The 20,076-nt window shown below is 45.2% G+C and carries 24 protein-coding genes, 2 tRNA genes and 1 pseudogene; 20 read left to right on the top strand and 7 right to left on the bottom strand.

All coding sequences use genetic code 11. The annotated features are described in order from the left end of the window. Nucleotides 1–2: 2 nt before the first annotated feature. From tilS to FGQ85_RS12205, 18 genes are all read left to right on the top strand, one after another. Complete coding sequence (gene tilS, locus FGQ85_RS12290; RefSeq protein WP_138373587.1) at nt 3–1,391, top strand: tRNA lysidine(34) synthetase TilS; 1,389 nt, start codon at nt 3–5, stop codon at nt 1,389–1,391. Next, a complete protein-coding gene (gene hpt / locus FGQ85_RS12285; RefSeq protein ID WP_087168827.1) occupies nt 1,375–1,902 on the top strand; it encodes a hypoxanthine phosphoribosyltransferase in 528 nt (175 codons plus the stop codon). The genes tilS and hpt overlap by 17 nt, the downstream gene beginning before the upstream one ends. Nucleotides 1,903–1,920: 18 nt before the next feature. Then, nucleotides 1,921–3,783 (top strand): ATP-dependent zinc metalloprotease FtsH, encoded by a 1,863-nt coding sequence (gene ftsH / locus FGQ85_RS12280; protein WP_087168826.1) that lies wholly within the window; start codon nt 1,921–1,923, stop codon nt 3,781–3,783. Between the two features lie 25 nt (nt 3,784–3,808). After that, entirely contained in the window at nt 3,809–5,857 is a 2,049-nt protein-coding gene (locus FGQ85_RS12275; RefSeq protein WP_138373586.1) for a glycoside hydrolase family 13 protein, read from the top strand. 97 nt (nt 5,858–5,954) lie between these two features. Beyond that, nucleotides 5,955–7,673, top strand: coding sequence for an LCP family protein (locus tag FGQ85_RS12270; protein ID WP_138373585.1), 1,719 nt, complete (start codon nt 5,955–5,957; stop codon nt 7,671–7,673). Nucleotides 7,674–7,795: 122 nt separating this feature from the next. Continuing rightward, nucleotides 7,796–7,877: transfer RNA gene (locus tag FGQ85_RS12265), tRNA-Tyr, on the top strand. Between the two features lie 4 nt (nt 7,878–7,881). Then, nucleotides 7,882–7,968, top strand: a tRNA-Leu gene (locus tag FGQ85_RS12260). 109 nt (nt 7,969–8,077) lie between these two features. Further along, nucleotides 8,078–9,223: a Fic family protein gene (locus FGQ85_RS12255; RefSeq protein ID WP_343215526.1), complete on the top strand. Its 1,146-nt coding sequence runs from the start codon at nt 8,078–8,080 to the stop codon at nt 9,221–9,223. Nucleotides 9,224–9,259: 36 nt separating this feature from the next. After that, entirely contained in the window at nt 9,260–9,943 is a 684-nt protein-coding gene (locus FGQ85_RS12250; RefSeq protein WP_138373584.1) for an ankyrin repeat domain-containing protein, read from the top strand. Between the two features lie 176 nt (nt 9,944–10,119). Beyond that, on the top strand, nt 10,120–10,536 hold the full coding sequence (locus FGQ85_RS12245) for a YjdF family protein (RefSeq protein ID WP_138373583.1): 417 nt from the start codon (nt 10,120–10,122) through the stop codon (nt 10,534–10,536). Nucleotides 10,537–10,716: 180 nt separating this feature from the next. Next, nucleotides 10,717–10,968: a hypothetical protein gene (locus FGQ85_RS12240; RefSeq protein WP_138373582.1), complete on the top strand. Its 252-nt coding sequence runs from the start codon at nt 10,717–10,719 to the stop codon at nt 10,966–10,968. Nucleotides 10,969–11,004: 36 nt separating this feature from the next. Continuing rightward, nucleotides 11,005–11,355 (top strand): hypothetical protein, encoded by a 351-nt coding sequence (locus FGQ85_RS12235; protein WP_138373581.1) that lies wholly within the window; start codon nt 11,005–11,007, stop codon nt 11,353–11,355. Nucleotides 11,356–11,521: 166 nt separating this feature from the next. After that, entirely contained in the window at nt 11,522–12,106 is a 585-nt protein-coding gene (locus FGQ85_RS12230; protein ID WP_138373580.1) for a TetR/AcrR family transcriptional regulator, read from the top strand. Nucleotides 12,107–12,125: 19 nt separating this feature from the next. After that, complete coding sequence (locus FGQ85_RS12225; RefSeq protein WP_138373579.1) at nt 12,126–12,656, top strand: flavodoxin domain-containing protein; 531 nt, start codon at nt 12,126–12,128, stop codon at nt 12,654–12,656. A gap of 63 nt (nt 12,657–12,719) precedes the next feature. Further along, entirely contained in the window at nt 12,720–13,025 is a 306-nt protein-coding gene (locus tag FGQ85_RS12220) for a hypothetical protein (RefSeq protein WP_087168818.1), read from the top strand. A gap of 6 nt (nt 13,026–13,031) precedes the next feature. Next, nucleotides 13,032–13,514: an RNA polymerase sigma factor gene (locus tag FGQ85_RS12215; protein WP_087168817.1), complete on the top strand. Its 483-nt coding sequence runs from the start codon at nt 13,032–13,034 to the stop codon at nt 13,512–13,514. Then, entirely contained in the window at nt 13,498–14,250 is a 753-nt protein-coding gene (locus FGQ85_RS12210) for a hypothetical protein (protein ID WP_138373578.1), read from the top strand. The genes FGQ85_RS12215 and FGQ85_RS12210 overlap by 17 nt, the downstream gene beginning before the upstream one ends. A gap of 94 nt (nt 14,251–14,344) precedes the next feature. Next, nucleotides 14,345–15,259, top strand: a complete 915-nt coding sequence (locus tag FGQ85_RS12205) for an AraC family transcriptional regulator (protein WP_171027958.1) — start codon at nt 14,345–14,347, stop codon at nt 15,257–15,259. A gap of 138 nt (nt 15,260–15,397) precedes the next feature. On the opposite strand, the gene FGQ85_RS12200 is transcribed toward FGQ85_RS12205, so the two are convergent. From FGQ85_RS12200 to FGQ85_RS12180, 6 genes and pseudogenes are all read right to left on the bottom strand, one after another. Further along, nucleotides 15,398–16,501: a glycerol dehydrogenase gene (locus tag FGQ85_RS12200; RefSeq protein WP_087255434.1), complete on the bottom strand. Its 1,104-nt coding sequence runs from the start codon at nt 16,499–16,501 to the stop codon at nt 15,398–15,400. Nucleotides 16,502–16,655: 154 nt separating this feature from the next. Next, a complete protein-coding gene (locus tag FGQ85_RS18870) occupies nt 16,656–16,910 on the bottom strand; it encodes an RNHCP domain-containing protein (protein ID WP_243128551.1) in 255 nt (84 codons plus the stop codon). Then, nucleotides 16,909–17,070 (bottom strand): annotated as a pseudogene (locus FGQ85_RS18865) (RNHCP domain-containing protein); the annotation flags it as partial. The pseudogene FGQ85_RS18865 and the gene FGQ85_RS18870, both read right to left, overlap by 2 nt. Nucleotides 17,071–17,448: 378 nt before the next feature. Next, nucleotides 17,449–17,982 (bottom strand): hypothetical protein, encoded by a 534-nt coding sequence (locus FGQ85_RS12190; RefSeq protein ID WP_087168812.1) that lies wholly within the window; start codon nt 17,980–17,982, stop codon nt 17,449–17,451. Further along, nucleotides 17,975–18,202, bottom strand: a complete 228-nt coding sequence (locus tag FGQ85_RS12185) for a hypothetical protein (protein WP_087168811.1) — start codon at nt 18,200–18,202, stop codon at nt 17,975–17,977. Before FGQ85_RS12185 ends, FGQ85_RS12190 begins: the two co-directional genes overlap by 8 nt. A 13-nt stretch (nt 18,203–18,215) precedes the next feature. Continuing rightward, nucleotides 18,216–19,121 (bottom strand): GTP pyrophosphokinase, encoded by a 906-nt coding sequence (locus tag FGQ85_RS12180; RefSeq protein WP_243128550.1) that lies wholly within the window; start codon nt 19,119–19,121, stop codon nt 18,216–18,218. A 103-nt stretch (nt 19,122–19,224) separates the two neighbouring features. Between FGQ85_RS12180 and FGQ85_RS18405 the strand changes: the two genes are divergently transcribed. Together FGQ85_RS18405 and FGQ85_RS12175 are read left to right on the top strand one after the other, a co-directional pair. Further along, nucleotides 19,225–19,380, top strand: a complete 156-nt coding sequence (locus FGQ85_RS18405; protein WP_171027957.1) for a hypothetical protein — start codon at nt 19,225–19,227, stop codon at nt 19,378–19,380. Beyond that, nucleotides 19,358–19,795, top strand: coding sequence for a hypothetical protein (locus FGQ85_RS12175; RefSeq protein WP_087255440.1), 438 nt, complete (start codon nt 19,358–19,360; stop codon nt 19,793–19,795). The genes FGQ85_RS18405 and FGQ85_RS12175 overlap by 23 nt, the downstream gene beginning before the upstream one ends. Before the next feature lie 95 nt (nt 19,796–19,890). Here the strand turns inward: FGQ85_RS12175 and FGQ85_RS18590 are convergent. Continuing rightward, a partial coding sequence (locus tag FGQ85_RS18590; protein ID WP_207670232.1) for a hypothetical protein occupies nt 19,891–20,076 on the bottom strand: 186 nt, incomplete at its 5' end.

Below are 20,076 nucleotides of genomic sequence, written 5' to 3'. Positions count from 1 at the left end.
ACGTGGCTGAAGAGAAAAAACGGGAAGGATTGCAGAAAAAAGTGGAATCCTATCTAAGACGATGGAATATGATAGAGCGAGGGGAACATATAGTTGCAGGTATATCCGGAGGAGCTGATTCGGTATGCCTGCTTTTTGTACTTTTGAGCCTGCAAAAGACAATGGGAATCCGGGTCACAGCGGTTCACGTCAATCACATGCTGCGGGGAGAGGAGGCCGACGCGGACGAACGGTTTGTGGAAGAACTATGCAGGCAGCAGAACGTCCCATGCCGTGTGTTTCGGATTGATGTGGCAAAAGAGGCGGAAAAGAGAAAATGCTCCCAGGAGGAGGCGGGCCGGGAAGTCCGCCGGGAAGCCATGCGCAAGGTGATGGTGGAAGAGCATGCGGACAAAATCGCGTTTGCCCACCATCAGGACGATAATGCGGAGACTGTCATTATGAATCTATGCAGGGGAAGCCGGGTAAAGGGGATGCGGGGGATTCTCCCGGTCTCCGGGGAACTGATTCATCCCCTCCTCTGCGTGGGAAAGGCAGAAATCGAGGCAGCGCTGAAAGAGCAGGGGATTCCGTGGAGAATCGACGCGACCAACCTGGAGGATGCTTACACAAGAAACCGGATCCGCAACAGAGTCATGAAAGAACTAAATGAGATCAATCCGGGAACGGCAGAACATATTTCCAGAATGGCGGAAAAAATGTCTGAGTTGTGGGAATATATGGAAGCCGAAACGGGAACATATATTAAAGAATGTGTGAAGGAAACAGACGGCGGAAAGCTCATCCGGAAAGCGGAACTGGAAAGAGTTCCGAAGGTGTTCCGGGAGGAAGTTATCCGTTCTGTACTCTGCGAGGTGTGCGCAGGTGAAAAAAATCTGCGGGCGGTTCATGTGCAGGATATCCACGGGCTTATGGAAAAACAGCCGGGGAGAAGCATATCACTTCCTTACGGAGTCAGAGCACTTCGGACATACGAAGGAGTATTGATACAGAAAAAAGAGAAGATGGGAGAACAGCGGGAGAAAAAACCGGAAATCGGGTTTAAAATGCAGGTCTTTGACCGCCGGGAGGGCGAAAAGTGGCCAGATACCCCCTACACGAAATGGTTTGATTATGATATAATAAAAGGCAGACTTGTCATGCGGACACGCCGGGAGGGTGACTATATTACGGTCACCGCAGACGGAAAGCGTCAGACTTTAAAGAAATTTTTTATTAATCAGAAGGTTCCGGCCGGCAAACGAGATGAAATTCCGCTGATTGCAGATGGGAATGAGATCGTCTGGATCGTCGGGTACCGGCAGAATAAAGCGTATCAGATTACGGAAAGAACAGTAAAAATAGTACAAATAGAGATTTACGGAGGAGAAAAAAATGGCAGAGACAATTAAAGTATTGGTTCCGGAGGAGCAGGTAAATCAAAGGATCGAGGAGCTTGGAAAGAAGATCAGTGAAGATTATGCCGGAAAGCATGTACATCTGATCTGCGTCCTGAAAGGCGGGGTCTTTTTTATGTGTGAACTTGCAAAGAGAATTACAGTTCCGGTTTCCATGGATTTTATGAGTGTCAGCAGCTATGGATCAGGCACGGAATCAAGCGGCGTGGTAAAGATCGTAAAGGATCTGGATGAACCGCTTGAGGGAAAAGATGTGATTATTGTAGAGGATATCATCGATTCCGGCCGCACGCTTTTTCATTTGATGAAGATTTTGAATGAAAGAGGGCCGAAGAGCATGCATATCTGTACACTTCTGGACAAACCGGAACGCCGTGTGAAAGATGTCCACGTTGACTATGTCGGCTTTAATATTCCGGATGAATTTGTAGTCGGCTACGGTCTTGACTATGACCAGAAGTACCGGAACCTTCCGTATATCGGAGTGGTCGAAGGAGTAGAATAGAAAGGAGAAAAAGGAAGGTTGAATAATAAAAAGAACAGAGGCTTCGGCAGCGTATCAGTACTGATATTCATCGTGCTGATCTTCCTTGCTTTCTGGGTAACCAATCAGTCACAGCAGAGAAGCAGGACGCTGACGCTGGATGAATACCATGAGGCCGTCGAAGGGAACCAGGTGGAAAGCGCTGTCATCTATCAGGATCAGGCAGTTCCGACGGGGCAGGTTGAACTTTTGATGAAAGATTCCGGAGAATACCGGTATGTCAATATTTCCAATGTTCAGAACGAACAGAATTATCTGGAAAGTGAAGGAATCAGCTGTGAGTTAAGTGAAGTACCGGGTGAAAATGTATTTCTGACATCGATTCTTCCAACGATCATTATGGTAGGCGCGATTTTCCTGCTTTTCGCATTTATGCGAAGACAGAGCGGCGCAGCTGACGGAGGAGCGGGTGCCAAAGCAATGAATTTCGGAAAGAGCCGGGCCAGAATGAGTACGGATAAAGACAAAAAAGTCACATTCGATGATGTGGCAGGACTCAAAGAGGAAAAAGAGGAACTTGAGGAAATAGTGGATTTTCTGAAAAATCCTCAAAGATATATTCAGGTAGGGGCGAGAATTCCGAAAGGAGTACTGCTGGAAGGACCTCCGGGAACAGGTAAGACACTGCTTGCGAAGGCTGTAGCCGGAGAGGCGGATGTACCGTTCTTTACGATTTCCGGTTCAGACTTCGTGGAAATGTTTGTCGGAGTCGGAGCATCCCGGGTAAGAGATCTGTTTGAAGATGCCAAGAAACATGCACCGTGTATTATTTTTATCGATGAGATTGACGCTGTTGCAAGACGCAGAGGAACCGGTATGGGAGGCGGACATGACGAAAGAGAGCAGACACTGAACCAGCTCCTTGTGGAGATGGACGGATTCGGAGTCAATGAGGGCATCATTGTCATGGCTGCGACGAACCGGGTAGATATTCTGGATCCAGCAATCCTGCGTCCGGGACGATTTGACAGAAAGGTTCTCGTAGGACGTCCGGATGTACAGGGAAGATTTGAGATTCTTGCCGTACACGCAAGATCCAAGCCGCTCGGAGATGACGTTGATCTGCGGCAGATCGCGCAGACGACAGCCGGATTTACCGGGGCGGATCTGGAAAACCTGCTCAATGAAAGCGCGATTTACGCGGCAAAGCAGGCCCGCATGTACATTACACAGGAGGATATCCGGCGGGCATTTGTCAAAGTCGGAATCGGCGCGGAGAAGAAGAGCCGTGTGATTTCAGACAAGGAAAAGAGGATTACGGCCTACCATGAGTCAGGACACGCGATCCTGTTCCATCTCCTTCCGGATGTTGGGCCGGTCTATACGGTTTCCATCATTCCGACAGGAAACGGTGCGGCAGGATATACGATGCCGCTTCCGGAAAAGGACGAAATGTTCAACACAAAAGGGAAAATGCTTCAGGACATCACGGTTTCCCTTGGAGGCCGGGTGGCTGAAGAAATCATCTTCGATGACATTACGACAGGAGCGTCACAGGATATTAAACAGGCTACAAGCCTCGCAAAAGCGATGGTGACCAAGTTCGGCATGTCAAAGGAGGTCGGCTTGATCAATTATGACAATGACAGCGACGAAGTCTTCATAGGAAGAGACCTTGCCCATACAAGGGGCTACGGTGAAGCGGTTGCAGGGAAGATTGATGAGGAAGTGAAACGAATTATTGACGAATGTTATGAAGAAGCAAAGACAATAATAAATGAGCATATGGACGTATTACACAAGTGTGCATCTCTCCTTCTGGAAAAAGAAAAAATTTCCAGAGAAGAGTTTGAAAGTTTATTTACAGAAAGCTCTCAGGAAGAACAGATGCTGCCGGAGTAGATACGGGAAGAAAGGGAGTATGTTTATGAATAAACAGGCATTATTTTGTGATGGGACGGGAGTATATGTCATCCCGCCGGAACCGGTAGAAAATCAGAAGATAATTTTAAGATTCCGAACGGCGAAAGATGATGTGCAGGAAGTAAAAGTGGTCACAAGTGAGGCCTGTTTTTCTATGGAAAAAGGGCAGTCATCAGAAGTTTTTGATTATTATAATACCCGTATTCAGATAGGAAACGAGCCTTTGAAATATCACTTTGAAATTCGGGGAAATGATGGAGAAGTGGTGTATTTTAACCGCTACGGGGTAGTCGAAGAGCCGATGAAGACCTACGAGTTTGTGTTGATTCCCAACTTCTCCACACCGGAATGGGCCAAAGGGGCGGTAATGTATCAGATCTATACGGACCGTTTTTATAATGGAGATCCGGATAATGATGTTGTGACAGGGGAATACTATTATCTTGGAGCCAGATCCGAGAAAGTAGAAGACTGGAACCAGAAACCGGCCAAGGCGATGGCGATCCGTGAATTTTACGGCGGGGATCTTCAGGGAGTGCTTGATAAGCTTGACTACCTGCAGGAGCTCGGTGTTGAAGTCATATATTTTAACCCGCTGTTCGTTTCGCCGTCTAATCACAAATACGATATTCAGGATTATGATTATATTGATCCGCACTTTGGCAGGATCGTAAAAGACGGCGGAGAGATCCTTCCGGAGGGGTGTGCGGACAACAGTCAGGCGACAAAATATCAGGTACGAAGTGCCGGAAGGGCAAATCTGGAGGCAAGCAATCAGTTTTTTGCCCATGTGGTCGAGGAGATTCACAGACGCGGCATGAAAGTCATTCTTGACGGAGTTTTTAATCACTGCGGATCCTTCAACAAGTGGATGGACAGAGAAAAGATCTACCTGAAAGAAGGAACGTATGAGCCGGGCGCATACATTTCAGCGGACAGCCCGTACCGGGACTTCTTCAAGTTTTATAACGAAGATCCGGGCGCATGGCCGGATAACGGAAACTATGACGGCTGGTGGGGTCATGAAACGTTGCCAAAGCTGAATTATGAAGAGTCCGTAAAACTGGAAAACTATATTCTCAGGATCGGGAAAAAATGGGTTTCGCCGCCGTATAATGTGGACGGATGGAGACTGGACGTAGCGGCTGATCTTGGGATGTCAAAGGAATACAATCACGATTTCTGGAAACGCTTCCGGATGGCTGTCAAAAGTGCGAATCCGCAGGCGATTATTCTTGCGGAGCACTATGGAGATCCGAAAGAATGGCTTCAGGGAGATGAATGGGATACAGTCATGAATTACGATGCGTTTATGGAACCGCTGACCTGGTTTTTAACCGGTATGGAAAAGCACAGCGATTTCAGCCGGCCGGATCTGTGTGACAATGCGGATTATTTTATCAATTCCATTACGCACCATATGGCAGCAATGCCGACTCCGTCACTTATGACGGCAATGAATGAACTGTCAAACCATGACCATTCCCGTTTCCTGACACGGACGAATCATATGGTGGGACGTGTTGACCAGCTGGGACATGAAGCGGCAGAGATCTATACGAATCCGGCTATCATGAGAGAAGCTGTCGTGATGCAGATGACCTGGATAGGAGCGCCGACAATCTATTATGGCGATGAGGCCGGGGTATACGGATTTACAGATCCGGACAACCGGAGAACATACCCGTGGGGAAATGAAGATAAAGAGATGATTGCTTTCCACAAGGAAGTTATCGCTATTCACAAACGTTACCGCGCATTCCGGACAGGATCGCTCAAGATGCTGACCTGGGAAGAAGGGATTCTTGCCTATGCGCGCTTCAATGACAGAAGACAGTTTGTTGTTATCGTGAACAACAGAAGCGAGGCGGCAACAGTCCGCGTACCGGTCTGGCCGGCAGAGATTCCGATGCAGGGATTTATGAGAAGGCTGATCTATACATATGATGAAGGATATACAACAGAGTTTGAAGAGTATATTATAGAAAACGGCGAGATTGTCCTTAATATGGGGAAACATTCCGCAATAATTTTAAAAAAGCGTGAATATTAGCCAAAAACTTGACAAACCGGCGTAGATGTAGTAAAAGTTATAAAATAGTACAAGTGCGAACAGACGCAGGAAAGACCTACGAAAGGATAAAAGAACTATGGTCCAGAAAGAGAGTGGAAACGGAAAGCTTCCAGAGAACAGACCGGTACGCCGGCAAAAAAGGCGTGCGGACGCATCCGGTCAGAAGAAGTCCGATTCAGACTATAATTTGGATGAGGGACAGGAACGTACAACGACAAGAAAGCGAAAGACAGAGGGGACAAGACGGAAGATTCCTGACAGACTTACGGAGGAGGAAAAACGGGCAAGAAGATTGAAGGAGATCGGAAGACGTAAAGAACGAAAAGCCGAGCGCGCCGGTGCAGCCAGAGGTATGGTATTTTTCGCATTTCAGCTTGCGGCATCTCTGGCATTCTTGTGGCTTCTGTGCTGGATGGATATTCTGCTTATGGAATACCTTCTGGGAATCGCGGGAGTACTTCTGGTACTGCTTGGAATCACATTGATTTCACAGTTGGCTGTACGGGGAAAGGGCAAGATTGTCGGCAAGGTATTCAGTTTTTTGATGACGATTGTTCTGGCTGTCGGATCTTTTTATGTTTATAAAACCGGCGGGGCACTCCTGAGCATTGCAGGCGGCGGATCGGAAAGTCATAAGATGGTTGCGGTCGTAAGAGAAAGTGACAAGGCAGAAGAGCTGAGCGACGCAGAAGATTATGTGTTTGGAATCCAGTATGCAACGGATGGAGAAAACACTGATAAAGCGCTTTCTAATATCAATAAGCAGTTGAAAAAGAGCATCGATACCGAAGTGTTTGATAATATGGAAGAGATGGCGCAGGCTCTGATGGATGAAGAGATCGATATCATTGTTTATGATTCCAACTATCAGAATACGATGGAGAAAGCGTCAGAAGGCTTCGGCTCCAATACAAGGGTGATTTACGAATATACAGTAGAAGAGACGCAGGATGTTTCTCTGGATGTTCCGGTTCAGTCAGAGCCGTTTACCGTGTATATCAGCGGTATTGATATCTACGGAAATGTGGAGGATTCCAGCCGAAGTGATGTTAATATCATCGCCACGGTCAACCCGACAACGCATCAGATTCTGCTGGTAACGACTCCGCGAGACTACTATGTGGAGATTCCGGGTATTTCCGGCGGCATGAAGGATAAGCTGACACATGCAGGAAATTACGGGGTGGATGTTTCGATTGATACACTGGAAGAGCTGTATCAGGTATCAATTCCGTTCTATGCGAGACTGAATTTTACCTCCTTTATCAATATTATTGATATTCTGGGCGGTGTAGACGTAGAGTCTGAATATGCCTTCACAACAGGCACCGACGCCGGAGCTGTTGTTGAAATTCAGGAAGGCACGAATCACCTGGACGGTCAGGAGGCACTTGCGTTTGCAAGAGAGCGTCATGCGCTTGTAGACGGCGACAATCAGCGTGGAAAGAATCAGGAGGCACTGATTACCGCAATGATCAAAAAGATGGTATCTCCATCCATGATCGTAAAGGCGGCTGATATCCTTGACGAGGCAGCCGACAGTGTAGAGACAAATATGTCCATGAAACAGATCCGGGCACTGATCAAACAGCAGCTCGGCGATCACTCAGACTGGCAGATCTACTCGATGGCAGCCGACGGTATCGGCGGTCAGGAGATGTGCTATTCGACCGGAAGTCAGTATCTTTATGTGACGATCCCGAATGAAGACACTGTGGCCGAGATTGCGGACATGATTAACAAGGTGGAGGCCGGAGAGATGATCGAAGGCTCTGAGACGGCTGATGGAACCTGATAACCAACGGTTACGATTAAGATTTATGATACAAAAGAAAACGCAAGGGAAATTTTCCTTGCGTTTTTCTTTGGAATGTGGTATAAATAGTTATTGGCAGGGCATGATACCCTGTATCATAAGGATGGATTCCCGAGTGGCCAAAGGGGGCAGACTGTAAATCTGTTAGCAACGCTTTCGGTGGTTCGAATCCACCTCCATCCACTTTGCCGCAGTGGCGGAACTGGCAGACGCACAGGACTTAAAATCCTGCGGGACTTATCCTCCCGTACCGGTTCGATTCCGGTCTGCGGCAGGTCTTGAGAAACGCTTCAAATTCGTTAGACAGCGGATTTGGGGTGTTTTTTCTTTTTATGGAAACATTGTACAATGTTGTAAAGCAGAGCTTGTATCGGAGAATGCGCATGAGTAAACTTATTTGTTGTGACGGTGAAATGGACAGAGATCCATTCAAAGAATATTTGAAAGAAGCCGAGCCGGATAAAATCAGCAGAGGGTATGCCTGGAGTACCGCAATAGGATTGCAGGCGGTAGACGGATTACGTCCGTCTCAATATCTGATCAATACCGCTGTTCAAAATATTGAAGGAAAGATTTCTTTGAAAGAGGCCCAAAATCTTATTGACAGCTATTATGAAGAAAAAGCTGAGGATATAGATGACGGCCGTATAGAAGAGGCTGATAAAGTATCAGCACGAATTGCGGAGCTGCTATCAGAAACAGCGTTTTCTTTCACGCCAAATGAATATATCTCTATTCATCGAAGGCTGTTTCAGGGAATCTATGGGCATGCCGGAAAAATAAGAGATTATAATATCACAAAGAAAGAGTGGGTTCTGGACGGGGAAACGGTTTTATATGGAAGCGCCTCTGAGTTAAGGGCTACACTGGGATATGATTTTTCTCAGGAGAGAGAGTTCAGTTATAAAGGTCTTTCGATGAATGAGATTATCCATCATCTGGCGGTATTTGTCTCAAGATTATGGCAGATTCATATCTTTGGCGAGGGCAATACGAGAACAACAGCGGTATTTTTTATTAAATATTTGAAGACACTTGGATTCTCAGTGACCAACGATATTTTTGCAGAGCATTCCTGGTATTTCAGAAATGCATTAGTCCGTGCGAATTACACAAACCTGCAGAAAGGGATTCATGAAACGACAGAGTATCTGGAATTGTTTTTAAGGAATCTGCTTCTGAATGAAAAAAATGAACTTCATAACCGATATTTGCATATAAGTGGACTTTGGAAGATGCAAAAAGTAGACATTGGAGAAGGGAAAGTAGACATTCAGAGCCGTAAAGTAGACATTGAAGGTCTGATTGCAGTGAAAACGACAGATTTTTCGGAAAAGACAATTTCTCATATTTATAGAATGTATGATAAGTTCGGTTTTGACATGATTTTTGGGCGGACCGCAGTTGGTGAACTGCTCGGACTTCAGAATTCAAGTGCCTCCAAGCTGCTTGCTAAACTGCTGAGGGCAGAAATAATAGAGCCGGTGTCCGGTCACGGGAAAGGGAAATACAGGTTTGCGAGAAGATAGATAAAACTGAATTTGAGGAGTGCATAAAAACAGAAAATGAAAAAATTGTTTATTGTTATCCGTCAAGGAAAGCTTGATGAAGTAAAGCGTATCATTGAACGAAAGCCGGAGCTGGTTAATTGCGTTTCTGGAGCATTGCCGAAAAAAGATCACGGGCAGTCTCCGCTGCAGGTTGCGCTTAAAGCTGGAAAATTTGAAATTGCCGATTATTTGATTGAACATGGAGCGGATGTAAACTTTATGGAAGCCGAAGATGAAGACCCTGGATTACGGGCGCCGGTTTTGTTTGATGCGATTAGCGCTGCGGTGATTTCGCTGTGTTATAAAAGATTTGATGAATCAGAGATTGCATTTGGTTACATTGAGAAGCTTGTGGAAAAAGGCGCAGATGTTAATAAGCTGGCATCAAATGGATACGATGCAATGAACTGGGCCGTAAGCCAGGCCGAATTGTTATTTGAACGACCGAGTGTATACCCGCAATCCCAGAAGGCAGTGCGAAAGCAACTTGCAAAAATTCTTGATTTGCTCATTGAACATGGAGCAGATTATGTGGCCTGGGCTGATAGAGGGCATTATGCCAAACCCTGTCCGGGACCAAGCAACAGAAGCATGTATATTGATGATTTTATACCACAAGATGGGGCGGATGTCGATAAGAACAAAGAATTGAGAGCGTTTATGCAGGAGTATTTCAGAAGCAGAAATTTACATATTTAGTTAATCCTGCCAGTATGGCATGATTATATAAAAAGCAAAGATAAAAACGCAACGTATGTAGTAATACATACCAGAGCCGGTAGGTAGCCCGGCCGTCCTGCATATGCAGGGTAAGTAACCTGCCCCTCCGGGTTGTCCATTCTTTGCTCATTACAATTTACTAAGGAGGGATTGTCATGGGCAAAGTGAGTGGCAAACTAATAGTTTATTTTGAAGATCCATTTTGGGTAGGTGTTTTTGAGCGCATCGAGGATGGAAAATTATCTGCGATGAAAGTTACATTTGGATCTGAACCAAAGGACTACGAAATTTATGAGTTTATACTGAGACGCTATGATTGTTTGCAATTCAGCCCGGCTGTGGAAACTGCTGTCAGGGAGAGAAAAAAGAACCCTAAAAGAATACGGCGTGATGCAGGGAAACAACTGCAAAATACAGGTATTGGGACGAAATCACAGCAGGCTTTAAAATTACAGCAGGAACAGGTCAAACAAGAATACAAAGTGAGAGGCCGGGAGAAAAAACTGACTGAAACGAAGCGTAAGTTTGAACTGAAGCAGCAAAAGAAAAAAGAGAAACACCGGGGCAGATAATGCTCCGGTGTTTCTTGAAAAATACTATTTTCTGAGGAAGCATATAGCTTCCTTATTTTTTTGTGTTATTGGTGACTATAGTGGTTTTTAATATTTCGCAAACAAAACGGAAATGTTTCGCCAATATTCGGGCTGTATTCTTATACCATCAGATGAAGATAAATGAAGGAGGAAAGGATAATGGCAAAATCAAGGCTTGTAAAGGCGAATGAAAAAATAGCAGAAAAAGTAGTCGGCGGCTACAAAAAGATTGAGGAAGGAGTAGTCGGCGGTTACAAAAAAATCGAGGAAGGCGCCGTCGGAGGGGTCAATAAAATATCGGATTCTTTTGTGGACCAGTTCCTGACAAAAGACGGCGAGTCGATTGAAGAGGCGAAAGCAAGACTTGCAGAAGAACAGAGAGCACGTCAGATGAAAGCAATGGTAAAGTAGGAGGAGAGAGAACATGAAAAAAGTAGTTTTGTAGCAATGATTTTGGGAACTATCGGGGGAATCTTTTTTTCCCTTGGAATGTGCATGGCATTGATACCGGAGTGGAATGCGTTTCAGCCGGGAGTTGTAATGGTCACAATTGGAGCCCTTGTGCTTCTGATCATGATGCTGGTATGGAGAAAAATGGAAAATAAAGCGCCGATCCATCTGTCGGGAAAAACAATCGGAACGGTTCTGCTTGGAATTATTGGCGCGCTGACGCTTGGTATAGGCATGTGCCTGACAATGGTATGGAGCAATATGATTGCAGGAATTGCAATTGGTCTGGCAGGAATCATTCTTTTGTTATGTCTGATCCCTCTGACAAAAGGATTCAAAGAACAGTAAGGAAAAATCCTGTACGCTCTGTTTGTGGTGGCGGTCATCACCCTGTTTTTTGTGGGAAACGTGATACTGGGATAAAAAGCAAAGATTGATATTGACATTAGTAACATAGTGAATATAAAATAGTTATATAAATAATTTATATAACTATTTTTTTATGGAGAAAAAGATGCCGAAACAGAGAATTACAAAAGAGATGGTCGTGGAGGCGGCCTTTGAAATTGCAAGAAATGACGGGATGGAGCATGTACTGGTCAAGAATATTGCGGAAAAGATCGGTTGCTCTGTGCAGCCGATCTACAGTTACTGTAGAAATATGGATGGACTGAAGGCAGACGTGACAGGCCGGGCGTTGGAGTTTGTGCGGGAATTTGCAGCGGCGAATATTGACCCGTCAGATCTCTTTGCCAGCACAGGCAGAGCGTATGTACAGCTTGCAAAAGAGGAGCCGAATATATTTAAGCTGTTCATTCTGCACCGGAGAGAAGGAGTTTCCTCTCTGGATGAACTGTATCAGAAAGAAACAGATCCCCAGACCTCCGGATTTATTGCAGACGGGCTGAAAATCAGCAGGGAAGAAGCAAAGAAGCTTCATCTGCATATGTTGATTTATACGATCGGCATCGGGACAATCTTCTGTATGACAACACCGGGCATTTCGACAGAGGAAATTTTTGAGCAGCAGGAAAAGGCGTATCAGATTTTTCTGAAAGAGACACTTGAAAACAAGAGAAACGGAAACCAGCAGGGATAGTGTTCAGTGAGGGATGATTATGGGCAGAGGAATTATCTTGTATCAATCAAAATATGGAGCGGCCAGAAAATATGCCGGATGGATCAAAGAGGCGACAGGCTTTGAGGCGGTGGAAGTGAAACAGGCCGAAATCGGTGAAGTCATCCGGTATGACGTAATTATTTTATGCGGAGGCATTTATGCATCCGGCATAGCGGGCATTTCGTTTCTGCGGAAACACTTTGACAGACTGAAAGAAAAACAGGTTATGGTGTTTGCGGTCGGGGCATCTCCGTACGATGAAAAAGCACTTGAGGAAATAAAAACGGTAAATTTGAAGGGAGAACTCGCATCCATCCCTCTTTATTACGGAAGAGGAATGTGGGATGAAGAGAAAATGACATGGAAAGACCGGACCCTGTGCAGGATGTTGAAAAAAACGGTAGCCAAAAAGGATCCGGACACCTACGAGCCGTGGATGAAAGCGCTGATGAGTGCGGACGGGAAACAATGTGACTGGACAGACAGAAGTTATCTGGAACCGATTTTAAAAGATTTGAAAAAAATTTGAAAAAAATGAATGGAAACACTCCTTTGAATCGTATTAGAGATGAAAGACAAAGGAGGGATTGAGATGAAGAAAATTGTAGCAGGAATTCTGGCGGCAGTAATCGGAGTATCGGTGGCTGCATCCGGGGCTGTAAAGGCCGGAAACAGACAGGAGACTTCAGCCGGCTGGAACAATGGGATCTGTGTAAACAGCTCGGTATGTCCGAACCATCATAACAATACAGGTGACTGTGCAGGAACGGGAACCTGTTATACAGATTCCGATCATGATGGTGTCTGTGACAATTATCAGAATAAAATCTGCAATAATGCAGAAGGACACCATATGCACCACCAGAACAGTGGATGCAGGGGAGGACGAAACAGGTAAACATGTATGCAAAGTGAACGAGAGGTAAACAGGGCGATTGAAAGGTATTCGGATATGGTCAGAAGAATCTGCCTGATCCACCTGCAGAATAGTGCTGATACCGAGGACATATTTCAGACGGTTTTTCTGAAATATGTCCTTCGTTCCATGCCGTTTGAAAATGAAGAACATGAAAAAGCCTGGCTGATCCGGGTGACAGTAAATGCCTGCAAGGATCTGCGCAGAAGCTTTTTCAGGAGCAGGACGGTCTCGCTGGATTCACTCCTGGAGATGCCGGCTCCGAACCGTCAGGACCACAGAGAAGTGCTGGAGGCAGTGCTGTCTCTTCCGGGAAAATATAAAGATGCGGTCTATCTGCATTATTATGAGGGATATACAGCGGAAGAAATCGGGAAAATTCTCGGGAAGAAAACCAATACGGTTTACACGATGCTGACACGTGCGCGGGCACTGTTAAAGGAAAAGCTTGGAGGTGAGGAGTACGGATAAGAGAATAAAAGAAGCGTTTGATCAGATTCACGCAGACGAAGAGCTGAAAGAACGCACAAAACAGTTTCTTAGAGAAAAAACAGATGGATACAAGAAAAAGAGAATTCGTTCCTGCCGTACCTGGATCCCGGTGGCGGCATGTCTGGTGATTTTTCTGATTGCAGGGGGATACTGGAGCTTTTTCCTTCCGACAGCGGCGATTCAGATCGAAGTGAATCCTTCGCTGGAAATGGAAGTCAACCGCTTTGGTAGAGTGCTTTCTCTGGAAGGGAAAAATGAAGACGGGGAAAGACTGGCCGGGGAATTAAACCTCCGATTTATGGATTATGATGAGGCGGTGGATGAAATTCTACAAAATGAGCAGATTGCGGCACTTTTGAATCAGAATGAAATTTTATCTGTGGTTGTTATAGGAGAAAACAAGCAGAGTCAGGATATGATGGCATTTGTGGAAGAACTGGAACAGACACAGCACAATATCGACTGCTGCCATGCGACAGAAAGCGAAGCGCAAGAAGCGGAAGAAGCAGGACTTGGATATGGCAAATACAGAGCATATCTGGAATTGAAGGAGCTGGATCCCGACATAACGACGGAGGAAGCGGCCAATATGACCATGAGAGAACTTTATGAGAGGATCCGGGAACTGGAAGCGGATGGTGACACACAGACAAGTACCGGAACCGGAGGAAGCGGACAGGGAAAACATCACCATCATGGACATAAAAATGAATAGTGAATATAAAAAACAGCAGATTTGGAACAGCAATTTTATTTGGTGCGTCCTATACTAAATGTACCACGTGGAAGAAACAATAGGAGTGAGGTATATGGAAGCAGGAACCATTATTCGGAAAAGCAAGGAGTATATCGAAAAGCATATTGATGAAGTGCTGACAGTGGCAAAGATCGCTGGGACGGTTGGATATTCAGAATATCATTTTTCAAGAATCTTCCGGCAGGAGACTGGAGTTTCAGTGATGGAATATGTAAAAAGTGAAAAACTCCGAAGGGCGTCCGGGGATATACGGAATGGAGCGAAGATTGTGGATACAGCTGTAAAATATGGCTGGGAATCTCACAATGGATTTACGAAAGCATTCAAAAAAGAGTTTGGTTACTGCCCGGCCTTACTGCGAGCCATGGTTATGAGTATGAAACAGTTAGGAGGAAAAAATATGAACGAGGGAATGACTGGAAGACCAGAGGAACATGCTGAAAAACAAATGCTGTTTGAAAAATTAAAAGAGATGGTTCTGACATTGAATCCGGAAGAAGATGTGAGAAATCTGGAGCAGATCTATCTTTATGCATGCCAGATTTATCAAGGAATGAAGCGGTATTCCGGCGATGAATATATTACACACCCGCTCCACACTGCGCTTTTACTTGCGGATATGGAGGCGGAGCCTGAAACCATTCTCGCAGGATTATTTTGCGATGCATTGAAAAAGACAGAAGCCACAATGAAAGAATTAAGGAAATATCTTCCGGAGAAAACAGCTGATCTGATTGAAGCAAAAGCAGCGGAAGAAGCGGATATGGAGACAGATATTTTGGAACAGGTCACCTTGCTCCGGCTCGCCGAGCGTCTTCATAATATGAAGACGATTGAATGGATCGATGAGGAACAAAGAAAAAAACGGGCAGCTGAAACCATGGAAATTTTTCTTCCGTTGGCTGAAAAGACGGGCAATCATGAGATTGCAGAGGAACTAAAAACGCTGGCGGAAGAGAATTTGTAACGATGATGAATGTTTCTTTTAATGGGCATAATACAGCGGCAGGCGCGATTCATATGAACCACGCCTGCCGCTTTGTAATATGGGAATATCTAGAGGTATCATTCTTGCCGGACGGCTGTTTAAAGGTCGGATACGAACTTATTTTTCCTTTTCCGCAAGTGCCTCTTTTCCAAGAGCGTCCGCTGCAACGATAGCTGCGTAGAGCTGATCCGGAGTGACATCCGCTACCATGTTGTGGATGGATTCACCTTCTACACAGGATTTCTCGGCGATAATGCGGATCTCTTCGTCTTTGGTGATACCGATTTCTTCCAGTGTAACAGGAAGGCCGACTTCCATACAGAAATTCTGCACTTCCTTGAATTCTTCTTTAGATGCCCGTTCCAGAACAAGCTGTACGAGGGTGCCAAAAGCAACGCAGTTTCCATGCGGAGCGCTGTGGCCGCCAAGTGCGGTAAGACCGTTATAGAAAGAGTGGGCAACGGCAAGCCCTCCGTTGTCGGCACCGACACCGGAGAGGTAAACATTGGCTTCGATAATGGCTTCCAGTGCCGGAGTTACCACATGGCATTCGCATGCCTTTTTTGCAGAAGCACCGTATTCTTTCAGTGTGTCATAACAGAGCCGGCAGAGAGCCATGGCTGACTGGGTAATTCCGCCGGATTCCAGGCTCGGAGCGTCTGTGCGCTCGCATGCGCGTGCTTCAAAATAAGTTCCGAGGGCATCGCCCATGCCGGCAACCAGGAATCTGACCGGCGCATTAGCGATGATGGCACTGTCTACAATGACGGCTTCCGGGTTCTTTGGATAGAACAGATAACTGTTGAATGTTTCATCATCATTGTAGATAACAGAAAGACCGGTGCATGGAGCGTCTGTCGCTACAACGGTTGGTACAATAACGACAGGAAGCTTTTCGTAGTGTGCTGTCGCTTTTGCTGTGTCAATTGCGGAACCGCCGCCCACACCGACGACGACATTCAGATGGTTTTCTCTGACGATTTCCCGCATTTTTTCGATCTCCCCTGTACTTGAAACTCCGCCGAAGATTTCGTACTGGCGGACGTCGGATGTCCCTTCAAAACTTTTTTCGATCTTGTCGTGAGCCATCTTATATCCGCTTCTGGAGCAGATAAACAGCCACTTATCACCAAGACTGGTCATTTCCTTGTGGAATTGCAGCAGAGAATCCTTTCCCTGTACATATTTTTGAGGTGCACGCATCATTCTAAGTCTAAGCATATGTAAGACCTCCCTTTCGCCTTGCGTTTACTTTGTTATTTCTTTGACTATCAGTATAAAATATCTGATGTGAAAAGCAAGATGAATTATTCTGAAAAAAATATGCATAATTACGAATAATTTGTGCAAAAATGAAAACTTATACACATTAAAACTATTTGCGGGACAGCGTTCCGTCTCCACCCATGAGGAGTGTCAGTTCTTCAATCCTTTCCAGCGGGAAGGGCGGCAGACACAATGGCTTCATGGCGATGGACATGAGTTTCATTGGATTGTCATCGGCGGCAATCCGGTTGGATGAAAGCTTTCCGCATCGGCGGCAGCGGTGGATGATGGCCCATTCGCCGTTCTTGCGGGTCCATGATGCCTCCGCAGTCAGATTCCCTGTCTCCCGGTTCGATGTCCACATGCAGGCTGGACAGGCAGTTCGGGCAGTGGTTGCGGTGGTCCGTTCCTGCGCCTGCTGAAACGACAGGGCGTCCGCACACCTTACAGGTGAAGCTGTCCTTGCATGGGTGAGTTTTGTAGTATCCTTTTTCGTATTTTTTCTTTTTGTTTTCACGGTTCATTGTCAGTTATCTCCCTTACACAAATACATTTTCGTTGATTTCCAATTGTCTGTGCAGGGCAATAAAAAAAGATAACTCCTGAAAGATGAGTTATCTCATGTACCGATATGCGGCCGCCAGGCATCTCCGGTATGCGGACATGCTCTTTCTGACAGCGCAAAAAACACTTTTCTTCTGAGAAGTGCGATCCGATTTCAATCGTAAAAAAGAGTACAATAAAAAACTCATCATCTTTCAGATGAAAACAAAATTTATTGCCCTGTTATTTACGATTCGCCGACATCCACTTCTCTCCCTTCTGCTTTAAGATTTTTTTTATCATATCATATGGAAGTGGAATTGTAAAGAAAAAACGCCGTTTTCAGGCAGTGACAGCCCCTATGAATGGATCAGCTGCCCTGCCTGAAAGCCCATAATGACGAGCTCCAGCATTTTCGGATCATAGTCTCTGTATTTTAGAAAATAGTAAAGGGTATCCAGAAAGTTGAGGAATGCTTTTTTGGATGCTTCATCCAGAATCACGGATTTCTGGTCGCGTGTCAGGAAAGAAGCGATCCGTGTAAACGCGAATTTTTCGTTGAGGAAAGCCCAGAACTCCTCTTCGCCGTCGGTCTTCATTACCTGAAAAGGTTTCCGGCGAAGAAGCCAGTAGGTTTCATAGGCAAGCACCTTCCGCTCACTGATGTGCCTCATATGGTGAAATTCCTTCATGCGTGAAATATCCGTAAAATAATCCATGACTGCATGGGTTAGAATGGTTTCATCGATCCGGACGCTGTCGTGGATGCCAAGGCTTTCCAGAAATACAATACATTCTTTATAAAGCGAAGAGTAACGGTTCTTGATGACCTGTTCGGAAAATTCGGCCACGATATCTTCGTACTGTGTATAGATGGTCTCGATATCATTCATGATGATCTGCTCCTTCCAGTTTTATAATATCAAAAAACAGCTTGGATTTTACAAAATCGCAGTAGGAATTCAACTCGATATCCTCAATGGTGCTGTAACGGACGTGAGAGGTACTTCCAAGCAGGTGTTTGCGGATCTTTCCGCTTTGGATACGCTCCATCATGCGGTCGGCAGACTGGCTGATCGCCTCGGGAATGCCCGGCAGTGGTCTCTGATTCATGGGAATCCCTCCTTTATTCTTTTGCGATGCTGTCAATGGCATCCTGTACTGTCTGTATCGAACTCAGATCAACTTCGTTCAGCTTTTCTTTTGGCTTTTCATAGTCCAGCCTTGGGTTGACAATCGTCTGCTTCGGCTTGAAATTTTCGCTTGAAACATCACAGAGCCTTTTAAAGAAAGAGGCCATTTCATCACCCATTCCGGAGAGCCGGTTTAAAAGCTCGGAAAATTCCGTGAGCATCGGGTCGCTCTTCTTATAAGGATAGAGAATGTGATGGTCGATCTCTCCCCATCCCTCCTCGAAAAGAGTACGGATCTGCACTTCCATGTATACACCCTGATACTTCAAAATATAGTGGACAGAGCGGTAATGCTTCCGGTCGAAGATATTGTCGCTGGAGATCCAGTCGGAATAAATATCACTGAAATCTCCCAGACGCATGTGCACTTTTGGCGGTTCGGCCATATACCGGTCTTTGTCAGCGTGATAATCAGAAATACAGTTGTGGATATAAAGATCCGGATTGTTTTCAAAATGCTGGATCAGATATTTATGGAAGATCACCCAGTCTTCGCGGTACAGGATCAGTCCGCGGAACCCGATCGTGTCAGTGACAAACTTCATGTAATTCTCTTTTGTGAGCGTACGGTATTTCAGATAATTTTCGCAGCGCTTCCGGATAATCTTTTCCACAAGGTGCCACGGCGTCTTGACACGGGTACGGTAAGAATGAAGTCCCGTTCTCTGATCCTTATTTTTAATAAATTCCTGTAGAAATTCGTCCCGGATACGTTGAAGCTCAGGAAGCTTCCTGGCATAGTCTTTTGCAATATAGCACAGATCATCCCAATCAAGTCCCGCCTCGCGAAATTCATCTTCGCTGATCGAAAAACGTTCCAGAAACTCTTTTTTTAACATAAGATCATATCCTTTGATTCCGTTCAATTCCCTGCTGGCAGGGTACCTCCCTATCATAGCATTTTCGAACCGGATTATCAACGTCCGGGGACGGAATGAAGGGATGGATGTTGAAAAAATGTGTGTGAAAAACATGCCTTGTGGAAAAGCAGCCGGAGCACTTGACAATGCGGAAAGGGCATGGCATGATGAGAGAACAAAAGCAAAATGGGCAGGGAGAGAGGAGGAAAAGAGATATGTTAGAACCAAAAGATTTTGAACAAATCAGTGGAATTATAGAAAAAACATTTCATCCAATCGAATATAGGCTCAAATGTGTTGAAGAAGAACTTGGCGGCGTTAGAAAGGAACTGGATGGTGTCAAAGGCGAAGTAAATGGAGTGAAGCAGGAACTGAATGATGTCAGAAGTGAAGTCGGCGGAGTAAACCAAGAGCTGAATGACATCAAAAGAAGTGTAGCCGGTGTAGAGAAAATAGTTAAAGATGTTCAACTGACTTTGGAAAATGAGACGAACAGGAATATCCAGATTATTGCGGAAGGACATCTCGACTTGAGCAGAAAGTTGGATGAGGCGGTTAAAATTGATAATGAAAAAGAAATTCTTAAGCTTCGGGTTAATCGCCTTGAAAGTGAACTTGAAAAAACAAAATCCAGACTTTCTGAAATTGCATAACTTTGGTTGAAAAATAACTGATCTTTGCGGGCCGATAAGCAACAAGGCTTCGGCCTGCACATCATAACTATCATTTGGATACAAGGTAATATCATCTAAGCAACAATTCTATTAAGCATTTTATCTGAAACAACAGAAATTTTACCCAAGATGTAATGAATCTTTAAGAAAAAATTCAGGACTCTCTGACCTGTTTTGTTATAACCCGACTTTGCCACTTTCTCCATTCTAACAACTGAAAAATATATTGAAAATACAGCCTTTGGGTTGTATTTTTTTAC

Source organism: Pseudoflavonifractor sp. BSD2780061688st1 E11, assembly GCF_005844125.1.
Taxonomy (GTDB): Bacteria; Bacillota; Clostridia; order Lachnospirales; family Lachnospiraceae; genus Sellimonas; species Sellimonas catena.
This window is presented reverse-complemented; position numbering and strand designations above follow the sequence as displayed.

Excerpts from the sequence above, each read along its gene's own strand:
- hpt (WP_087168827.1), top strand. The coding sequence starts at position 1,375 with ATGGCAGAGACAATTAAAGTATTGGTTCCGGAGGAGCAGGTAAATCAA.
- FGQ85_RS12275 (WP_138373586.1), top strand. The coding sequence starts at position 3,809 with ATGAATAAACAGGCATTATTTTGTGATGGGACGGGAGTATATGTCATC.
- FGQ85_RS12270 (WP_138373585.1), top strand. The coding sequence starts at position 5,955 with ATGGTCCAGAAAGAGAGTGGAAACGGAAAGCTTCCAGAGAACAGACCG.
- FGQ85_RS12255 (WP_343215526.1), top strand. The coding sequence starts at position 8,078 with ATGAGTAAACTTATTTGTTGTGACGGTGAAATGGACAGAGATCCATTC.
- FGQ85_RS12250 (WP_138373584.1), top strand. The coding sequence starts at position 9,260 with ATGAAAAAATTGTTTATTGTTATCCGTCAAGGAAAGCTTGATGAAGTA.
- FGQ85_RS12245 (WP_138373583.1), top strand. The coding sequence starts at position 10,120 with ATGGGCAAAGTGAGTGGCAAACTAATAGTTTATTTTGAAGATCCATTT.
- FGQ85_RS12240 (WP_138373582.1), top strand. The coding sequence starts at position 10,717 with ATGGCAAAATCAAGGCTTGTAAAGGCGAATGAAAAAATAGCAGAAAAA.
- FGQ85_RS12235 (WP_138373581.1), top strand. The coding sequence starts at position 11,005 with ATGATTTTGGGAACTATCGGGGGAATCTTTTTTTCCCTTGGAATGTGC.
- FGQ85_RS12230 (WP_138373580.1), top strand. The coding sequence starts at position 11,522 with ATGCCGAAACAGAGAATTACAAAAGAGATGGTCGTGGAGGCGGCCTTT.
- FGQ85_RS12225 (WP_138373579.1), top strand. The coding sequence starts at position 12,126 with ATGGGCAGAGGAATTATCTTGTATCAATCAAAATATGGAGCGGCCAGA.
- FGQ85_RS12220 (WP_087168818.1), top strand. The coding sequence starts at position 12,720 with ATGAAGAAAATTGTAGCAGGAATTCTGGCGGCAGTAATCGGAGTATCG.
- FGQ85_RS12215 (WP_087168817.1), top strand. The coding sequence starts at position 13,032 with ATGCAAAGTGAACGAGAGGTAAACAGGGCGATTGAAAGGTATTCGGAT.
- FGQ85_RS12205 (WP_171027958.1), top strand. The coding sequence starts at position 14,345 with ATGGAAGCAGGAACCATTATTCGGAAAAGCAAGGAGTATATCGAAAAG.
- FGQ85_RS12200 (WP_087255434.1), bottom strand. The coding sequence starts at position 16,501 with ATGCTTAGACTTAGAATGATGCGTGCACCTCAAAAATATGTACAGGGA.
- FGQ85_RS18870 (WP_243128551.1), bottom strand. The coding sequence starts at position 16,910 with ATGTGGACATCGAACCGGGAGACAGGGAATCTGACTGCGGAGGCATCA.
- FGQ85_RS12190 (WP_087168812.1), bottom strand. The coding sequence starts at position 17,982 with ATGAATGATATCGAGACCATCTATACACAGTACGAAGATATCGTGGCC.
- FGQ85_RS12185 (WP_087168811.1), bottom strand. The coding sequence starts at position 18,202 with ATGAATCAGAGACCACTGCCGGGCATTCCCGAGGCGATCAGCCAGTCT.
- FGQ85_RS12180 (WP_243128550.1), bottom strand. The coding sequence starts at position 19,121 with ATGTTAAAAAAAGAGTTTCTGGAACGTTTTTCGATCAGCGAAGATGAA.
- FGQ85_RS18405 (WP_171027957.1), top strand. The coding sequence starts at position 19,225 with ATGGATGTTGAAAAAATGTGTGTGAAAAACATGCCTTGTGGAAAAGCA.
- FGQ85_RS12175 (WP_087255440.1), top strand. The coding sequence starts at position 19,358 with ATGTTAGAACCAAAAGATTTTGAACAAATCAGTGGAATTATAGAAAAA.